This window comes from Aliiglaciecola aliphaticivorans, from assembly GCF_054782055.1.
Window position 1 is genome coordinate 50,266 of record NZ_BAAGTF010000022.1, and the last position, 16,189, is coordinate 66,454.

The window sequence follows — 16,189 nt, forward strand, 5'->3', positions numbered from 1 at the left end:
GTGCTAAGTTCGGTTTAATTGGAGTGCCTCATATTCTTAAAAGGCCTAAAGGCCCATGATGTGGCGAATCATTCTAGCTAATCGATTGTTCTCACTACTTTACTACTTTACTAATTCAATACTAGCCTTGCGACTTGAACTTATTTAATCACGCTTTGTAGGTGTTGTGAACACTTACAAAGCGTTGATCTATTTTTTTAGACTAAAGTCTAAGCACTTCTTTGCCTTGTTTAAACGTAATATCTACGGGAATATTGGCATCCGTGAGTTTTTGTAAATCTTCAGCAAGCACGTCTTTGATAATGCCTTTGTCGGCTACTAATTGACTAACACCTTGATAATCACCATCTCCTTGCAAGGTTAGAATGACTTCAGATAATGCTGCTATTGCCTCGCCCATCTTTTCCATATTGACTTGGTAGAGACCATTCTCATCTCGACTAAAAGCGCCCATTTCCTGGAAAAAATTAAATCGAATCATATTGGCTTTACCATGAGCACTGGATGCACCAAAGCGCACAGAACGGAAAATACCGGCCATAAACGTCACATAGTAGTCTTCCAGTTGTCCTTCGCTGATAGCGCCTTTTTTGAGAAGTTGTTCAACCATATATAAACCTAGAATATCAGCTTTGCCCTCTTCTAAGGCTGAGGCATGCTCTTTTAATGCACCTCTGACAGTTCCTTCTCCATCAAGGGTATTTTTAATCCCTAAGCCGTGGGCTACCTCATGAAACATGGTATTCGCAAAAAAAGCGTTAAAGGTGATATGTTTGCGCTGCTCTGGGGTGATTAACAAGTCAGATATAGGAACCAAAATGTGCTCAAACTTTGCCTGCATTGCGTTTTTGAGCTGTAGTCTGCGCGTCCCATTTTTGAGTTGCACTTCTTCATCATTGGGTAAATTAATGGCTATAGTTTTACTTCCGGCGTTTGAATGGCCTGCATAGTAGATAACGTCATAAGCATTAAGATCAGCGTTGCTGCCTGGCATTTCTGCTTTATATTCATCAGCTACAGGCAGACCATGTTGCAGTTCAGGCAAATAAGCCGCGTATTTAGCTAAACGTTCGCTCCAACTGAGATCTTTTAGTAAAACATAAGCTTCAAAAGCTGCACGGTATCCAAACAATTGGTCCTCATAAGTTTCAATGGGTCCTATCACCAATTCAATGGGGTTATCCTTCATTTGCATCCAAGCGAAATCAGAAGGTTGATAATTATCCGTTATTAAAGCCTCAGCTCGCATTGTTAAATAATTTCCAAATGCTGGATTCTCCGCTAATTTTGAAGCTTCTAGGAGTAAATCAGCAGCTGCCTGCAATTCATCCGCAAAATATTCCGAGTAGGGCACCGCTATTAATTTTCCCTTCTCATCACGGGAAACCATAGAGTAAAGATTATCTTTGCGTTTTATGTCACTGGCTAAATATTCCTCCTTACTCATGTCTTCGGGGTAAAATTGGGCTCCTAAGGGTTTTGCTTGGGTTTGGGTTAAGAAAGGCTTATCACCGTTCAATCTATCCCAAGGTCCATAATTAATTTCTGCAAATTGACGTACTTTTGGATCGTCCAATGCGTCTAAAAATGCTTGTTTAGGTTGACTAAATGCCTGCATCCAAAACAGATCGTCCATAATCTTCGATGCATCAATGAGAAGGGACAGCATGTTTTTCTGGTTTTCACTATAAGCAGATAAATCTGCTGTTAAAGTCACTGGAAAATATATGTCTAGGCGTTCTTCTGCATCAGCAACCAACTCTATTTTTTCTACTTTAGCGGGAGCTTGCGGACTTGTTACTTGTGTCTGCTTCGAAGAATCTGAACAGGCGGTTAAAAACAGCGCAGAAAGGGTTAACGCGAGGAGATTTTTTCTAATCATTGCTCATCCTAATTTGTTTTTTTTATTGAATGCATAAATAATTGAATTGCAAATTTAAAGTGCTATGCGTAGTTTATAGTCTATATATTGAAAAGTGCAGTTTAAATTATCTTATTAATTTAGGTAACGAATTAACTGCTATATTAAGAACTAGACCTTAAATTACCTTAAGTTTATCAATTCCATGGAGATGAATATACTCATCAAACTAAATATTGATACGGCTGCCTTCATTTTCAATGTCGAGTAGGTCATCGCTCAATTAAATAGGAAGAAACATGTCCACAGAAAACGCGTTGTTAACCATTCTGGTTGAGAAAATTAAGAATGATACGATTGTTTTACCAACACTTCCCGCAATAGCGCTGAAAGTCAGACGCACTGCAGATGATCCGAACATAAATCTAAACTCAATGGGCGATATCATTGCACAAGATCCCTCGTTAAGTGCTCGCATCATTAAAATTTCAAATAGTGCTTATCTAGGCAGAGCAGTCAAGGTAACATCGGTATCACAAGCTGTAACCCGAATTGGTCTTAGCCAAATCAAAAATATTTCAACGGCTTTGGCAATGGAGCAGCTTTTTGTTTCGAAAAACGAATTGGTCAAAAATTACATTGCTAAAATGTGGGCACAAACCATTGAAAGTCTTTCTTATTCGGTTGCGGCACTGCAGTTTACCGAGAAAAGTAAAAAGCGCTATTTGAGTTTAGATACATTAACCCTTGCGTGTTTGGTTTATAATATAGGTGTATTACCTATTTTAACGGAAGCAGAGCGTCATGAAGAAGTGTTTGCTAATCCCACATTTTTAAATACTTCTATTATCAAATTATCAGGCCATATTGGTGGCAAAATTATGCGCCAGTGGGATTTTGACGAGCAATTTGTCAACATTGCTGAAAAGTGGCGAGATATGAGTTATCAAGAACAAGATATTAGTTTAATTGATTTTGTAAGGCTCGGTGCTGCACTCAGTGGGGTATTTGATAGTCAAAAAGATGCAGTGTTGAAAATATGTTTAGAGAAGAAAATAATTGAAGATTTAAGCATATTAGACAGTCCTGAATTTATTGATGCTAGAGCCAGTGCAAAATCTGTCTTCGCATAATAACCCAACATTTTAGTCACTATTAAAACAATGCTGTATTAGAGAATATCCCTAATACAGCATTTTTATTTGAGGGCTAAAAAATTCAATCGCGGATTAATCTTGATCTAAATCGAAGGTTTTTATTAACCATTGGGAAAAGCGCACGATTTCGCCAGACATCAACGTAAAGTCAGCATCGACACGTGCTAGCTTATCTTCTTTAGGGATATCATCGTTTTGCTCTTTAACCACATCGGTAAATTTAAGACGTTTAACCGATAAATCTTCTTCTAACATTGCTGTGAGACTTTCATCCCACTCTATGGCTAGTTTATGGACAAATTTACCCGCTTCAATGTGATTGAGAATTTCATCTTCTAAAAGCGGCTGGTTTTTAACCCGAACAATGCTGTCTTCTTCCCCTTGACCTCGAAGTTCAGCTTCTTCCAACAACACCACATCACTTGGTGCTGCAGAATCTTTTATCCAGTTTGTTAACTCGCCTTGGATGCTTGTACGAGACAAGGGCACTACCGGCAGTGATGTCATGGCCTTACGGATCATCGCTAGAAACACTTCGGCTTTACCGTCAGCGGATGCATCTACCACAACCAAATTATCTTTAATGGAAATGAAGCCATGGGTAAAACTATTTTTGGTAAAGGCTTGGGGTAATAATCGACGAATAATTTCTTCTTTTAAGTCTTGCTTGGCTTTTTTACCAACCGCTGAACCGGTTTCCGTTTCAATTTGAGCCACTTTTTCCGCAAGTTCCGCATTCACGACTACAGCGGGTAGGATACGCTCTTGTTTTTTAAGGGTAATCCAAATTCGGCCTTGGGCACTGTGCAGTAAAGTACTGCCAGATTCAAAAGGAGATGAGAAACCCATAGTGGATAACTCTTGGCTATTGCAAGGGCGAAATTTAAATTCTGCTAGCTTTTGCTCAACGTCATCTTCTTGCCAGTCTAGTGTTTGCGTAATGGCAAAGAGTTTTAGATTTTTAAACCACATATTCTCTACTTTAGTCAGTTTTTATTTGGTATTTAACTCTAAAACCACATGGATTATTTAGTTTTAGAAAAATACAAGGAAAGGCGCGAAGACTAACATGTTTATGGGCAATGCGTCTTGCACAATAATCGATTATCTGTGAGTGTATTTGGCTACTAACTAGCGTGATTAGAGGTTTCTTTTGAAACCTTCACCAGCGGTAGCTGTGAAGTGTACGAAACATATTAAGATTGCAAAGGAAATCTAATTTCATAGCTCAAGCCTTCACCTTCGGCACTTTGAGCGGTAATTCTGCCATCTAACGCTTGCGTCACTAAGTTATACATTATGTGAGTGCCTAAACCACTTCCACCTTTCCCACGCTTAGTTGTGTAAAATGCATCAAAATGGCGATCTAAGTTTTCTTCAGATAAGCCTTTACCGTCGTCGGCATATTTAATCACCACTTCGTCATTTTGTTGGCAAACGTCAATGGTTATTTTACCGTTTTCTTTTTCATCTAAGCCATGGATTAAGGAATTCATAATCATATTGGTAAAAATTTGAGCAATGGCTCCTGGAGCGCATTTTACGACTAACTTCTCGGGGCAATTAACGCTAATTGAGTGGGATGTCTTTTTGAAATTTGGTGCCAATGATTGAATGACTTCATGAATATAAAGTTTAAGATCAACATCACGAATGGCTTCACTGGTTTGATCAACGGCGACTTGCTTGAAACTAGAGATCAGGTCAGAAGCGCGATTCAAGTTACCCATTAATAATTCAGTAGTTTGGTTTGCTTCTGATAAAAATGTGCTCATTGTTTTACCGGTTAAGGTTTTTTCTTCATATGCTGTTTGTAGATTCTTGATCCGCTCTTGTAAAAAGCTGGCAGCGGTAACCCCTACGCCGATGGGGGTATTGACATCATGAGCAATGCCAGCGACCAAGCCACCGAGTGACGCCATGCGCTCAGATTCGATTAACTGGTCTTTGGCGATTTTCACCGTTTCCATTGAATCTGCCAATTCTGTATTACGTTTTCGCAATTCATCTTCAATATATTGACGATTTTCGTTTTCTTGTCGTAACTCTCGTTGATTAACAATTAATTCATCTTTCTGCTGTTCTAGATCCAACATTATTTTACTTAAGGAAGCGGTTTTCTTAGCTACTTCTTGTTCCAGCATAATGTTTTGATCATCGAGTCTACGGTTAGCTTCTGTGAGGTCGTTTCGAGTGGCTCTAAGCTTTTGTTTGTAGTCAATTAAGTCATCAATTAATTCGTTATATGATACCTGCAACAGTTTCAATTCATTGTCATCTTCGATATGAAGGTGCAATTTAGATGATTCTGGGCGATTAACATCGAATTCACTAATTTGCTGGGTTAATTCTTCCAGGGGATCCGTAAGCATTTGACGGAAGGCATTTAAAAATAGAAAAACTAAAAACGCAGTTTTAATGATGGCATTTCCAATTAAGAAAAATACGCCAACTTCGATGCGACCAAATATAATACTAGCGCTTGAGTACAAGGTAACATCACCGACGTGTGATCTTCGTCCAGAGAACTCGAAAATAAGCGGGAAAGAATAACCGAAGGTGCCTCCTGGATGGTCGAGCATGATGCCTGAAGTGATCATTTCTGCGGGCAACTTAGAAGTACGCCCTGTGTTGGCAATAAATGCGCCATTTTCATCTCGAATTTGCACCCCTTCTACAATGGGAAGGGCCATCAAGCCGTTAGCTAAGTCGTCAGCTTGGATATAATTGAGCTCCCAAATTGCCCGCGTTAAACTTACGCTAAAGGTATTTTTGAGTGTTTGCAGTTCGCTTTGAATATGATTCTTGGCATTTAAATATTCTGTAAGAATTTGCCCCACAGTGACGACTAGCGTCAGTACGAAGTAAACGGACAGCACGCGTGTCAACAACTTTTTAGACAAACCCGTTTTGACTCTAGCCATTCACGAACCTTTAAGAATCTAGTAATTATACCATTTAAGAAGGTAAAGAATATGCGTAAAACGTCTAATTAACAAGAAGCTGTGAATAATAGTTTTTCGTTAATGTGGATTTCCCATAAAAAATAACACTTTCTTAACTGGGTCAAATGTTTACCTGTAACAGAAAGATAAAATTCAAATATAATTAACCCTAAACCATGGTTTTCAGAGCTTTCTTTTCCCTAACATGACCGAAATTTGACATTTATATGATAAGTTTAATAAAAGTGTCACAACCTAAACTAATAATGGCGCCTTTATCATGAGCAGGAAAAAAGTAATGGCCAGAAAAATTTTGCTGGTAGAGGACGAAGCACCTATCAGAGAAATGCTTGATTTTGTGTTAGAACAGTCCGGTTTTGAAACCCAACAAGCGGAAGACTATCAAGTTGCATTGGATTTAGTCAAAGAACCTTATCCTGATTTAATTTTACTTGATTGGATGTTGCCAGGTGGCAGCGGGGTACAGTTGGCGAAAAAACTAAAACAACACGAGTTTACTCGCGATATTCCTATTATTATGTTGACCGCTCGTGGTGAAGAAGAAGATAAAGTGCGCGGTTTAGATTCTGGCGCTGATGATTACATCACCAAACCCTTTTCACCCAAAGAACTGGTTGCGCGAATCAAAGCTGTGATGCGCAGGGTAACACCAACTTCCGCAGAAGAGCCTATCGCAATAAACGGTCTGGTTTTGGATCCTGTTTCTCATCGGGTAACGGCAGAAGAGGAACCTTTGGATATGGGGCCTACTGAATTTAAGCTGCTACATTTTTTCATGACACACGTTGAGAGAGTCTATAGCCGAGAACAGTTGTTAGATAATGTTTGGGGAACTAATGTTTATGTGGAAGATCGAACGGTTGATGTTCACATACGCAGATTGCGTAAAGCAATTTCTAAATTTTCCCATGATGACATGATTCAAACCGTTCGCGGTGCTGGTTATCGCTTTTCTGCAAAAGTATAATCGTTATACAGCGAATCGGTTGAATAAAACGTTCAACAAAGGATCCATTGATACATGTACTATCCATTTTCATGGTTGAAAAATTTACTTAGAATCGGTGGGTTTTACGTAATCGTGATTTTAATCGGAGTGTACTTTGATGCATTGGCTATCGCTGTTGCATTTGGTTCCACTTGGTTATTAGGGTTTTACTCATGGCACATGTACCGATTTAATCGGTGGATTTGGCATAGTAAAAAAATGACCCCGCCAAAAGTGCCAGGCTTTTGGGAACATGTATATGAGGGAGTTTATTACATACAACGTCGGAATAGACGTAAGCGTAAAGAACTTACCCGCATGGTAAAACGATTTCGTGAAGGTTCGGAAGCCTTACCCGATGCCACTGTAGTGGTAGATTCAAACGCATGTATAGTTTGGTGTAATCGGCTTGCGCGTATTGAGTTGGGATTACGTTGGCCCCAGGACTCAGGACGTCGAGTTGATAATTTAATCCGACACCCTAAATTTATTGAATACTTCCATAGCGGTAAATACGATTATCCAGTGGAAGTGCCATCGCCTTCTAATGTTCAAAAAATATTTGAATACCGTATTATGCCTTACGGGGAAAAACACTTGTTGCTTATTGCACGAGATGTCACACGCTTAACGCAGCTTGAACAAATGCGCAAAGATTTTGTCGCTAACGTTTCCCACGAATTGCGTACCCCTTTAACGGTTTTAAATGGGTACTTAGAAATGCTTCCAAACACCGAGAATGTCCCGCCTGCATTTTTGAATAAAGCGTTTAATGAAATGCGCTCACAATCAGAAAGAATGCAAAATTTGGTGGAAGAGTTGTTGGTTTTATCTCGGATTGAAGCAAGTTCAGAGCGGGTATTTGAAAAACCTGTGAATGTGCCGCAAATGCTGGCAGCCATTCAACTCGAAGCTGAAGCGTTAAATAAAGATAAAGGTCACGAAATTCATTTTAATATTGCGCCTTCCCTAAAAGTTTATGGTATTGAAACTGAGCTTCGCAGTGCGTTTTCAAACCTAATATTTAATGCTATCCATTACACTCCATCCCCTGGGAAAATTGAAGTTAATTGGCTGAAGCTCGATGGCCATGCGCATTTTTCCGTAAAAGACAATGGTGAAGGCATTCCAGAGAAGCATCTCAACAGGCTAACTGAACGGTTTTATCGTGTGGATAAAGCACGTTCTCGAAAAACCGGTGGTTCCGGATTAGGATTGTCTATTGTGAAACATGTGCTAACCCATCATAATTCGAAGTTAGAAATAACAAGTGAAGTAGGGGTTGGTAGTGAGTTTTCTTTTTCATTTTCCGGTGAGTTGTCTGTGCAAAATCCATCAACAGATAAAATGGAAAAATTACCTTGATTAAACAGCTCAAAGCGGTTGTTTTAGGTTGTATATTTATCTTTTGTAGTGGGTTATATCTGCCAGTTGAAGCAGCTGAAACTTATCAAAAGAAACCCGGGGTAGCAGGCTCTATAACGTCTGTTGGGTCAGATACCATGGCTAGTTTGATGACGAATTGGGCGGTTGACTTTAAGCAACTTTATCCCCAGGTGAAGTTTCAAATTCAGGCATCAGGTTCTTCTACAGCCCCACCTGCCATTTCTGAAGGTACGTCAAACGTTGGCCCCATGAGTCGAGAGATGCACAGCGGTGAGTTACGCTATTTCAGCGGTCAGCATGGTTATCAGCCACTTTCTATTAAAGTCGCTATTGATGCCATCGCCTTGTTCGTAGATGTGAATAATCCTATTTCAAATTTAACGATTAAACAGATCGATAGTATTTTTGCAGCCACGCGATTTTGTGGTTCTCGGCAAGAAACCCGTTATTGGGGGCAGTTAGGCGTGACAGGAAGTTACGCCAACCGGAAAATACAGGTGTTTGGACGTAACTCTGTTTCCGGTACTTATGGTTTGTTTAAACAATTAGCCTTATGTGATGGTGACTTTAAAGCCACTGTCAACGAGCTGCCCGGGTCGGCTTCGGTTATTCAATCAGTCGCCTATTCCAATGGTGCAATCGGTTATGCCGGTTTTGGTCAAAAAACCGCAGCAGTTAAAGCATTGGCTATTGCAGACCATACAGGCGCTTTTATTCCTGCGACCCGGCAAACCATTAGCAGTGGCAAATATCCATTATCGCGTTTTTTGTATTTGGTGGTGAACAAACCCCCCAATGAAAATTTACCTTTGCTCGAAGAAGAGTTTTTGCGTTTTGTATTATCCCAAAAAGGTCAGCAGGCTGTGCAACGAGATGGCTATGTCAGTATGCCTAACGATCTTATAAAGCAACAACTAAAGGTATTAACGTCGAACTAAGCGTTATCTTTAAATCAATCAATATAGGTTATCTAGATGTCATCTTTACCGCAAAATTGGAAATCTTGGGTTTTGCAAAATTTATTGCAAGGAACGGATAGTATTGAAATATTGAAGATTCTTTTGCAAAACGGGTTCACTTTCGAAGCGGCCAAAAATGCCCTTGGTAACAATTTACCAGCGGGCACTGGTTGTAATAAAGATGGAAGTTTTTATGCCAAAGTATCTCAACCTAAATTGTTGCAGAACTTAGCGCAGTATAATGGGAAACTGATTGATGATCCTCGAGTGCAGATGGTGCAAATCAATAACTTCTTGTCGGAACAGGAGTGCGACGCCCTAATTGCGCTAACTAAGACCAAATTGAGGCCTTCGGAGATCCCCGAAAGAGAAGGGGATGCGTATCAAAAATTTAGAACCTCTTCTACCTGTGATCTACCCTTTACCAAAGATCCTTTAGCTCAAGAAATCGATGAAAAAATTATTGATACCTTAGGGTTGGGATTTGGTGAAAAAGAAGTGATCCAAGCTCAACACTATGCTGTTGGCCAAGAATTCAAAGCCCATTGTGACTATTTTCTGCCAGGCACCAACGATTTTAAAATTTACAGCAAAAATGGTGGTCAGCGCACTTGGACGTTTATGGTGTATCTCAATGAAGATTGTGAAGGAGGTGAAACCGAATTTATTAAACTGGGGCGCAAATTTAAGCCCACTCGAGGAATGGCTTTAGTGTGGAATAATCTTCTTCCAAATGGTTCTATTAACACAGATACCTTGCATCATGCCCATCCAATTACCCGAGGAGAAAAGGTGGTTATTACGAAATGGTTCAGAGAAGATGTTTTTGTAACAAAAGGCAAAAAGCCAAGAAAATCAACTAACCAATAAGTCTATAGGCGTTTCCCCTGCCTATTACCACAACCCTAAACAAGATAGATGGGTAGATTTTCTCCAAAATTCATAGATTTACATACTCCTGGAATTATGAAACTTTTGTGACAGTTCTGTAATGTAACAAAACTGTCATTGAGCTTGGGTAACCTTCTCGCGATTTTAAAACTTTCGTTATCAAGTCACTAATAGATAAAAACTTGAAACAATTTAACACTCGCATTTGGAGAGCTCGATGGAAATCAAAAACATCTTTAAAGTAAGCGCTATAGCAGCTGCTTTGGTACTTGCTGGTTGTGGTGGTGATATTAATATTAGCGAAGGCGATATTGATAATAGTACGACTACTACGAATAATAACGCGCCTACGACACCAACTCCTACTCCAACTGACGATGCTCCAGGCGAGGTAGATTCTACTTTAAGCACAGAGATCTCAACTGCCTTAGGTGAAACCATTGAAGTACGCACATTATCAGGTCGTTTAACTGATGATGACGAAGATAGTAGCGGAAAAATCACCCTAACAAACGATACTGTTTGGGCATTAGACGGTGCCGTTTTTGTTGGATCTGATAACGCCGATAGCACAGTATTAGAAATCGAAGAAGGGACTATCATTTTCGGTAGCACGGGTAGCGACTATTTAGTGGTCAGCCGAGGTTCACAAATCGAAGCTATGGGTACTTCAACAGACCCAATTATTATGACTTCTTATAACGACGTAATCGGTGATGAGATTGGCGCGGGTCAATGGGGTGGTCTTGTTTTACTTGGTAACGCTCCTTCAAACAAATGTCCAGCAGATGCGGATTGTGCACTTCAAGTCGAAGGTGTTGAAGAAGGTGCGGTATTTGGTGGAGATGATGAAGACGATAATTCAGGTATTTTGAATTACTTAGTCGTTAAGTACGCAGGATTCGAAATTTCTCCAGATAACGAATTAAATGGTATTACTTTTGGTGGTGTTGGTTCTGCTACCGAGGTGGACTATATCCAAGTACACGCTAACGCTGATGACGGTGTTGAATTCTTTGGTGGTAATGTTACTGCTAAACACCTTGTTTTAACCTCTAACCAAGACGATAGCGTTGATTGGGATAACGGTTTCCAAGGTAAACTACAATATGTTTACATTGAACAAGATAGCGCCAATGGCGATGCAAACCGCGGTATCGAAGCCGATAACGACGGTTCTACTCCTGACAATGAACCTCAATCTAATCCAACTATCGCGAACATGACTATTATCGGAAACGATTTTGATGGTGAAGATGATTCAGAAGGTGTTTATCTTCGTGAAGGTACAGGTGCACAAATCTACAACATGGTTATCACTGGTACTGATGGTATGGGTGAATGTTTGGAAGTTGAAGGTGTGCTAGAAAGCCAAACTAACCTTTCCGACGGAACTATTACCATTGAAAACTCGGTTATGGCTTGTACAAATGGCGAGAATTTCAAAGATGGCGCTTTACCAGATGGCGCAACTCACACTATCGTAGATTTAGAAGCTTGGTTCCTAGAAGAGTCTCGTAACAACCGAGTGTCTGAATCAGTTATGTTGAATGCCGATGGTACGCCAATGACAGGCTCTTTGTTGCTTGAAGGTGCTGCTGATGTTTCTCAAATCGATGGTTTCTTTGATGCGACAACCTTTGTTGGTGCGGTAACCTCTGATGACGATTGGCGTCAAGGTTGGGCATTCGGCTTTGGCGGTGGAACAGTTAAAGTAACTCAAACTGCTTCAGGTTGCCCTGCAGGAACAACAACTGTTTCAGCTGCTGATGGCGTCACTAATACCTGTGAAATTTCAGGTCGTATTACTTCTGATTTGACCCTTACAGAAGGTAACTTGTATGCATTATCTGGTGCGGTATTTGTTGGAGATGACAACGAAGATAGCGCAACATTGACAATTGATGCAGGTGTTACTGTATTCGGCGCTTCAGGTAACGATTATCTAGTGGTAAGCCGTGGCTCTAAAATTGATGCCCAAGGCACAGCGACTAACCCAGTAACCCTAACTTCTTCTGCAGCTGTGATTGGTGGATTGGAAGCCGGTGAAGCTGGCCAATGGGGTGGCTTGGTTATTCTAGGTAACGCACCATCTAACAAATGCCCTGCTGACGCAGACTGTGCGCTTCAAATTGAAGGTGTACAAGAAGGTGCGGTATTTGGTGGAACAGATTCAACTGATAACTCAGGTACACTTCGCTATGTTCGCGTTATGCACGGTGGTTTCGAAGTTGCACCTGATAACGAATTGAACGGTGTTACCTTCGGTGGTGTAGGTTCTGGTACGACTGTTGAGTATTTACAAGTTCACAAAAATGCCGATGATGGTGTTGAGTTCTTCGGTGGCGCTGTTGATGTTAAATACTTAGTGTTAACCGATATCCAAGATGACAGTGTTGACTGGGATAATGGTTTCGTAGGTCGCATGCAGTACGTCTTAGTTCGTCAAGCACAAGATAACTCAGATGCTAACCGTGCAATTGAAGCCGACAACGATGGTTCAGTTCCAGATAGCGAGCCACAATCTAACCCAACTATCGCTAACATGACGATTATTGGTAACGACTTTGACGGTGAAGACGATGCTGAAGGTATCTACTTACGTGAAGGTACAGGTGCACAACTTTCTAACGTTATCATCACCGGTTCTGCAGGAATGGGTGAATGCTTCGAAGTTGAAGGTGTACTGGAAAGTCAAACTAACCTAGGCGACGGTACTATCACTTTCACTAACTCTGTTATTGCTTGTGAAAACGACGAGAACTTTAAAGATGGTTCTTTACCGGAAGGCGCTACTCACACAATCGTAGACTTAGAAGATTGGTTCTTAAACAATCAAACTGACAACGCTGTAGCTGCTAACCAAGCTGCTGTTCTAGACGGAATATTCACTATCTCTGATGTAACACCTAAAGATTTTAGCGGTGATACTTTCTTCGATAACGCTGACTTCGTTGGTGCTGTTGATGAAGATGCTGACTGGACTTCAGGCTGGACTGTCGGTCTAGAATAGGGTTCTTTATTAACTCGTTTTTAGATTTGATATGCGCTTTTTTGGGAACGAAAAAGCGCTTTTACGATTAAGATAAATGACACAATGTATAAGGCAGTAACATCGTTTTGAATGCATTTAGCTGCCGTTTGTACGACAATGAGGTTAATAATGAATACGCCTTTTAACAGGTTTCCTCTCAAGCCAGTTTCTTTAGCAATTCTTGCAGCTGTAACTTTGCCAAGCGCATCGTTATTTGCCCAGAGTGCTTCTGAAGAAGATGTAATTGAGGAAGTCGTTGCTACCGGTACTCGCCTAAAAGGTACGGCATCAGCTGTACTGCAGGAACGTAAAAACCAAGCTTTCGTAGCAGATATTCTCGGCGCCGATCAAATATCTAGAACCGGTGATGGTGATGCTGCAGCGGCACTTCGCCGTGTAACCGGCCTAACGTTAGTGGATGGCAAGTTCATTTACGTACGTGGTCTAGGGGAACGTTATTCTAGTACGCAATTAAACGGAGCATCGGTTCCTAGCCCGGATCCCACTCGCTCTGTAATTCCTTTGGATTTATTTCCTTCGGATATTATTGAAAGTTTGTCAGTACAAAAGTCTTTTTCACCATCAATGCCTGCGGCGTTTGGTGGCGGAAACGTAGATATTCGTTTGAAATCTATTCCAACAGATTTTGTGTTTAATATGACGGGTAAAATCGGCACAAATACTGATAATTTTGATGATGCTTATCAATATAACGGTGGTGGCGATGATTGGATGGGAGAAGATGATGGAACCCGTGCTGCCCCGGCTTCTATTGTCGCGCTTTGGGATAGTAAGCAATTTCTAGATAATATCAGTTCAACTGAAGCCCGTGAACTATTGAAAGAGCTTAATACTGATTATGATCCGGTGTTACAAAGTGTTGACCCTGATTATGGATTTAATTTATCCCTGGGTAATAGCTTTGATTTAGATGACGACTGGCGAGTCGGCTTCTTGCTCACTACTGGTTATGACAATCGCTGGACCGTCAGCGAACAGTTTATTGGTGAACAAGCTCAGCGCAGTGGTGATCTTATTTCTTTCCCACGTTATTTTGATGAAGTGGATGTAACCGAGCACAGTGTTCGCTTTTCAGGAATGGCTAACTTTGGAATTGACTACAACCGCAATCATCGCATTGACATTACAACGGTGGCGTTAAACGACACCAATGATGCCATTAGTGAAAAAGTGGGTAACACCAATAATATTCAGTTAAGTGATGGACAGCGAGTTAGAGATTTTGAAGTTGTTTACGAAGAACGTCAAATGTGGACAAATCAAATTCGTGGTCAGCATACTTTCACTAATTTGAATTTCTTAGGGTTTGATTGGCAATATACCAAAAGTCGTTCTGCCCGCTACGCGCCTGGTACAATGGAAACTCGCTTTATACTTACCGATGATAATGAAGACGGTATTTACGATAAAGAAACCGAAAGTTCCCTAACCAATGCAACGACTGCGGGTCGTTATCAATTTCAACGCCTTGATGACCGTGTAGAAAACTTTACTTGGAATCTTAACTACCCCTATGCCATAGATCGTTTTGATATGGAATTTAAGGTAGGCGGTGATTTTGTCAGTAAAGCGAGAACCGCTGAAAACAGACGTTTTGATATCAATACCCGTGGTTTTTCTGATAGTGCAGTATTGGTAGGTAGTGTGTTTAACGACATACTGAGTGATGAGAATTTGGATGCGGCAGAACTGTCTTCCATTCCGTTGTTGTCTGAAACTACCATTGCTGGTGATGATTATGTTGCTGCCCAAAAGATAGATGCCTATTATTTTGAAGCTGATATTTTCTTCGACAATACTTGGCGTATTAGTGGTGGTGTTCGCTGGGAAGACTACCGTCAGGCGGTGGTACCATTTGATCCGAAAAGTAATCAAATTGATTTGTCAGACGAAGATGACCGATCACAGCTAGCGTTCCAAGAAAGCGATTTCTATCCAGCGCTAGCTGTGACATATATCATGAGTGAAAAAGTGCAATTCAGAGCAAGTTACGGTGAAACCGTTGTTCGCCCTGATACTCGTGAACTAGCGTCTTCAACCTATATTGATCCCCTTACTGATTTCCCTGTCGGTGGTACACCTGGTTTGCGTACGACGCAAATCAAAAACTACGATTTCCGTTGGGAGTGGTACTTGGATCAGGGTGATAACTTATCAGTGGCTCTATTTTATAAAGATATGGATAGCCCTATTGAATCAGTTCAATCACCTGCACAGGATGGACCGCCACTAGTGCGTATCGCTAACGCAGAGTCTGGTGAGTTGTATGGTGTGGAATTTGAATTCCTCAAAGGACTTGGTTTCATTGGTGATGGTATTTGGGATAATCTGTTTTTATCTGGAAACCTCACATTAAGTGACTCTGAGATCCAACTAGACGGCCAAAATGTAGTTGAGCAAACAGGTGTATCTACATCGGTTACCAACCTCACTCGTCGTTTAACTGGTCACTCTGAGTATGTGGTAAACACCCAACTTGGTTTCGATTCAGATAATGGTGAGCATTCTGCGTCTTTGGTTTACAACGTATTTGGTGAGCGCATTCTTATACCTGGTATCGATGGATTTGATGACAGTTATGAGCAACCGTTTCACTCCTTAGATGTGGTTTATACCTATTATCCAAACTTCAATACAACTGTGAAGTTTAGAGTGCAGAATATGTTGAATCAACAAAAAGACATCGAATTTGAAGACACATTGTTACGTTCGGAAACTCGAGGCACAAATATAAACTTGTCGCTTAAATACGAGTTCTAAATGATTTAGTACGAATCGTAAACCATTAAAAAAGCCGCATAATGAAGTGACCCCCAATAGTTGGACATTCCAATTACTGGGGGTCTTTTTATGTCCAAACATCACAGAGTATTTAAGTTAAAGCTAGCGCGATTAGCGCAAGAAGAGAGTTCAAGAGTCTTAGGTT

At 40.7% G+C, this 16,189-nt stretch carries 10 protein-coding genes; 7 read left to right on the plus strand and 3 right to left on the minus strand.

The window, feature by feature from the left end:
* Positions 1-202: 202 nt before the first annotated feature.
* Positions 203-1,882 carry a dipeptidyl-peptidase 3 family protein gene (locus ACYVIL_RS13115; protein WP_460312740.1) on the minus strand — a complete coding sequence of 560 codons (1,680 nt, stop codon included), beginning with the start codon at positions 1,880-1,882 and terminating at the stop codon, positions 203-205.
* Between the two features lie 278 nt (positions 1,883-2,160).
* Between ACYVIL_RS13115 and ACYVIL_RS13120 the strand changes: the two genes are divergently transcribed.
* Positions 2,161-2,994, plus strand: coding sequence for an HDOD domain-containing protein (locus ACYVIL_RS13120; protein WP_303472706.1), 834 nt, complete (start codon positions 2,161-2,163; stop codon positions 2,992-2,994).
* Between the two features lie 96 nt (positions 2,995-3,090).
* Here the strand turns inward: ACYVIL_RS13120 and rdgC are convergent, their stop codons facing one another.
* Both rdgC and ACYVIL_RS13130 read right to left on the minus strand, forming a co-directional pair.
* On the minus strand, positions 3,091-3,990 hold the full coding sequence (gene rdgC / locus ACYVIL_RS13125; RefSeq protein ID WP_303472704.1) for a recombination-associated protein RdgC: 900 nt from the start codon (positions 3,988-3,990) through the stop codon (positions 3,091-3,093).
* 224 nt (positions 3,991-4,214) lie between these two features.
* Positions 4,215-5,942 (minus strand): sensor histidine kinase, encoded by a 1,728-nt coding sequence (locus ACYVIL_RS13130; protein WP_303472702.1) that lies wholly within the window; start codon positions 5,940-5,942, stop codon positions 4,215-4,217.
* Positions 5,943-6,261: 319 nt separating this feature from the next.
* Between ACYVIL_RS13130 and phoB the strand changes: the two genes are divergently transcribed.
* The 6 genes from phoB to ACYVIL_RS13160 all read left to right on the plus strand — a co-directional run bounded on the left by phoB (position 6,262) and on the right by ACYVIL_RS13160 (position 16,023).
* Complete coding sequence (gene phoB, locus ACYVIL_RS13135; RefSeq protein WP_303472700.1) at positions 6,262-6,951, plus strand: phosphate regulon transcriptional regulator PhoB; 690 nt, start codon at positions 6,262-6,264, stop codon at positions 6,949-6,951.
* Between the two features lie 54 nt (positions 6,952-7,005).
* Positions 7,006-8,337, plus strand: coding sequence for a phosphate regulon sensor histidine kinase PhoR (gene phoR / locus ACYVIL_RS13140; protein ID WP_303472698.1), 1,332 nt, complete (start codon positions 7,006-7,008; stop codon positions 8,335-8,337).
* Positions 8,328-9,296 (plus strand): PstS family phosphate ABC transporter substrate-binding protein, encoded by a 969-nt coding sequence (locus tag ACYVIL_RS13145; protein WP_460312744.1) that lies wholly within the window; start codon positions 8,328-8,330, stop codon positions 9,294-9,296. Before phoR ends, ACYVIL_RS13145 begins: the two co-directional genes overlap by 10 nt.
* Positions 9,297-9,332: 36 nt before the next feature.
* Positions 9,333-10,187, plus strand: a complete 855-nt coding sequence (locus ACYVIL_RS13150; protein WP_460312741.1) for a prolyl hydroxylase family protein — start codon at positions 9,333-9,335, stop codon at positions 10,185-10,187.
* 238 nt (positions 10,188-10,425) lie between these two features.
* Complete coding sequence (locus ACYVIL_RS13155; protein WP_460312742.1) at positions 10,426-13,221, plus strand: hypothetical protein; 2,796 nt, start codon at positions 10,426-10,428, stop codon at positions 13,219-13,221.
* Between the two features lie 150 nt (positions 13,222-13,371).
* A complete protein-coding gene (locus ACYVIL_RS13160; RefSeq protein ID WP_303472689.1) occupies positions 13,372-16,023 on the plus strand; it encodes a TonB-dependent receptor domain-containing protein in 2,652 nt (883 codons plus the stop codon).
* Positions 16,024-16,189 lie beyond the last annotated feature (166 nt).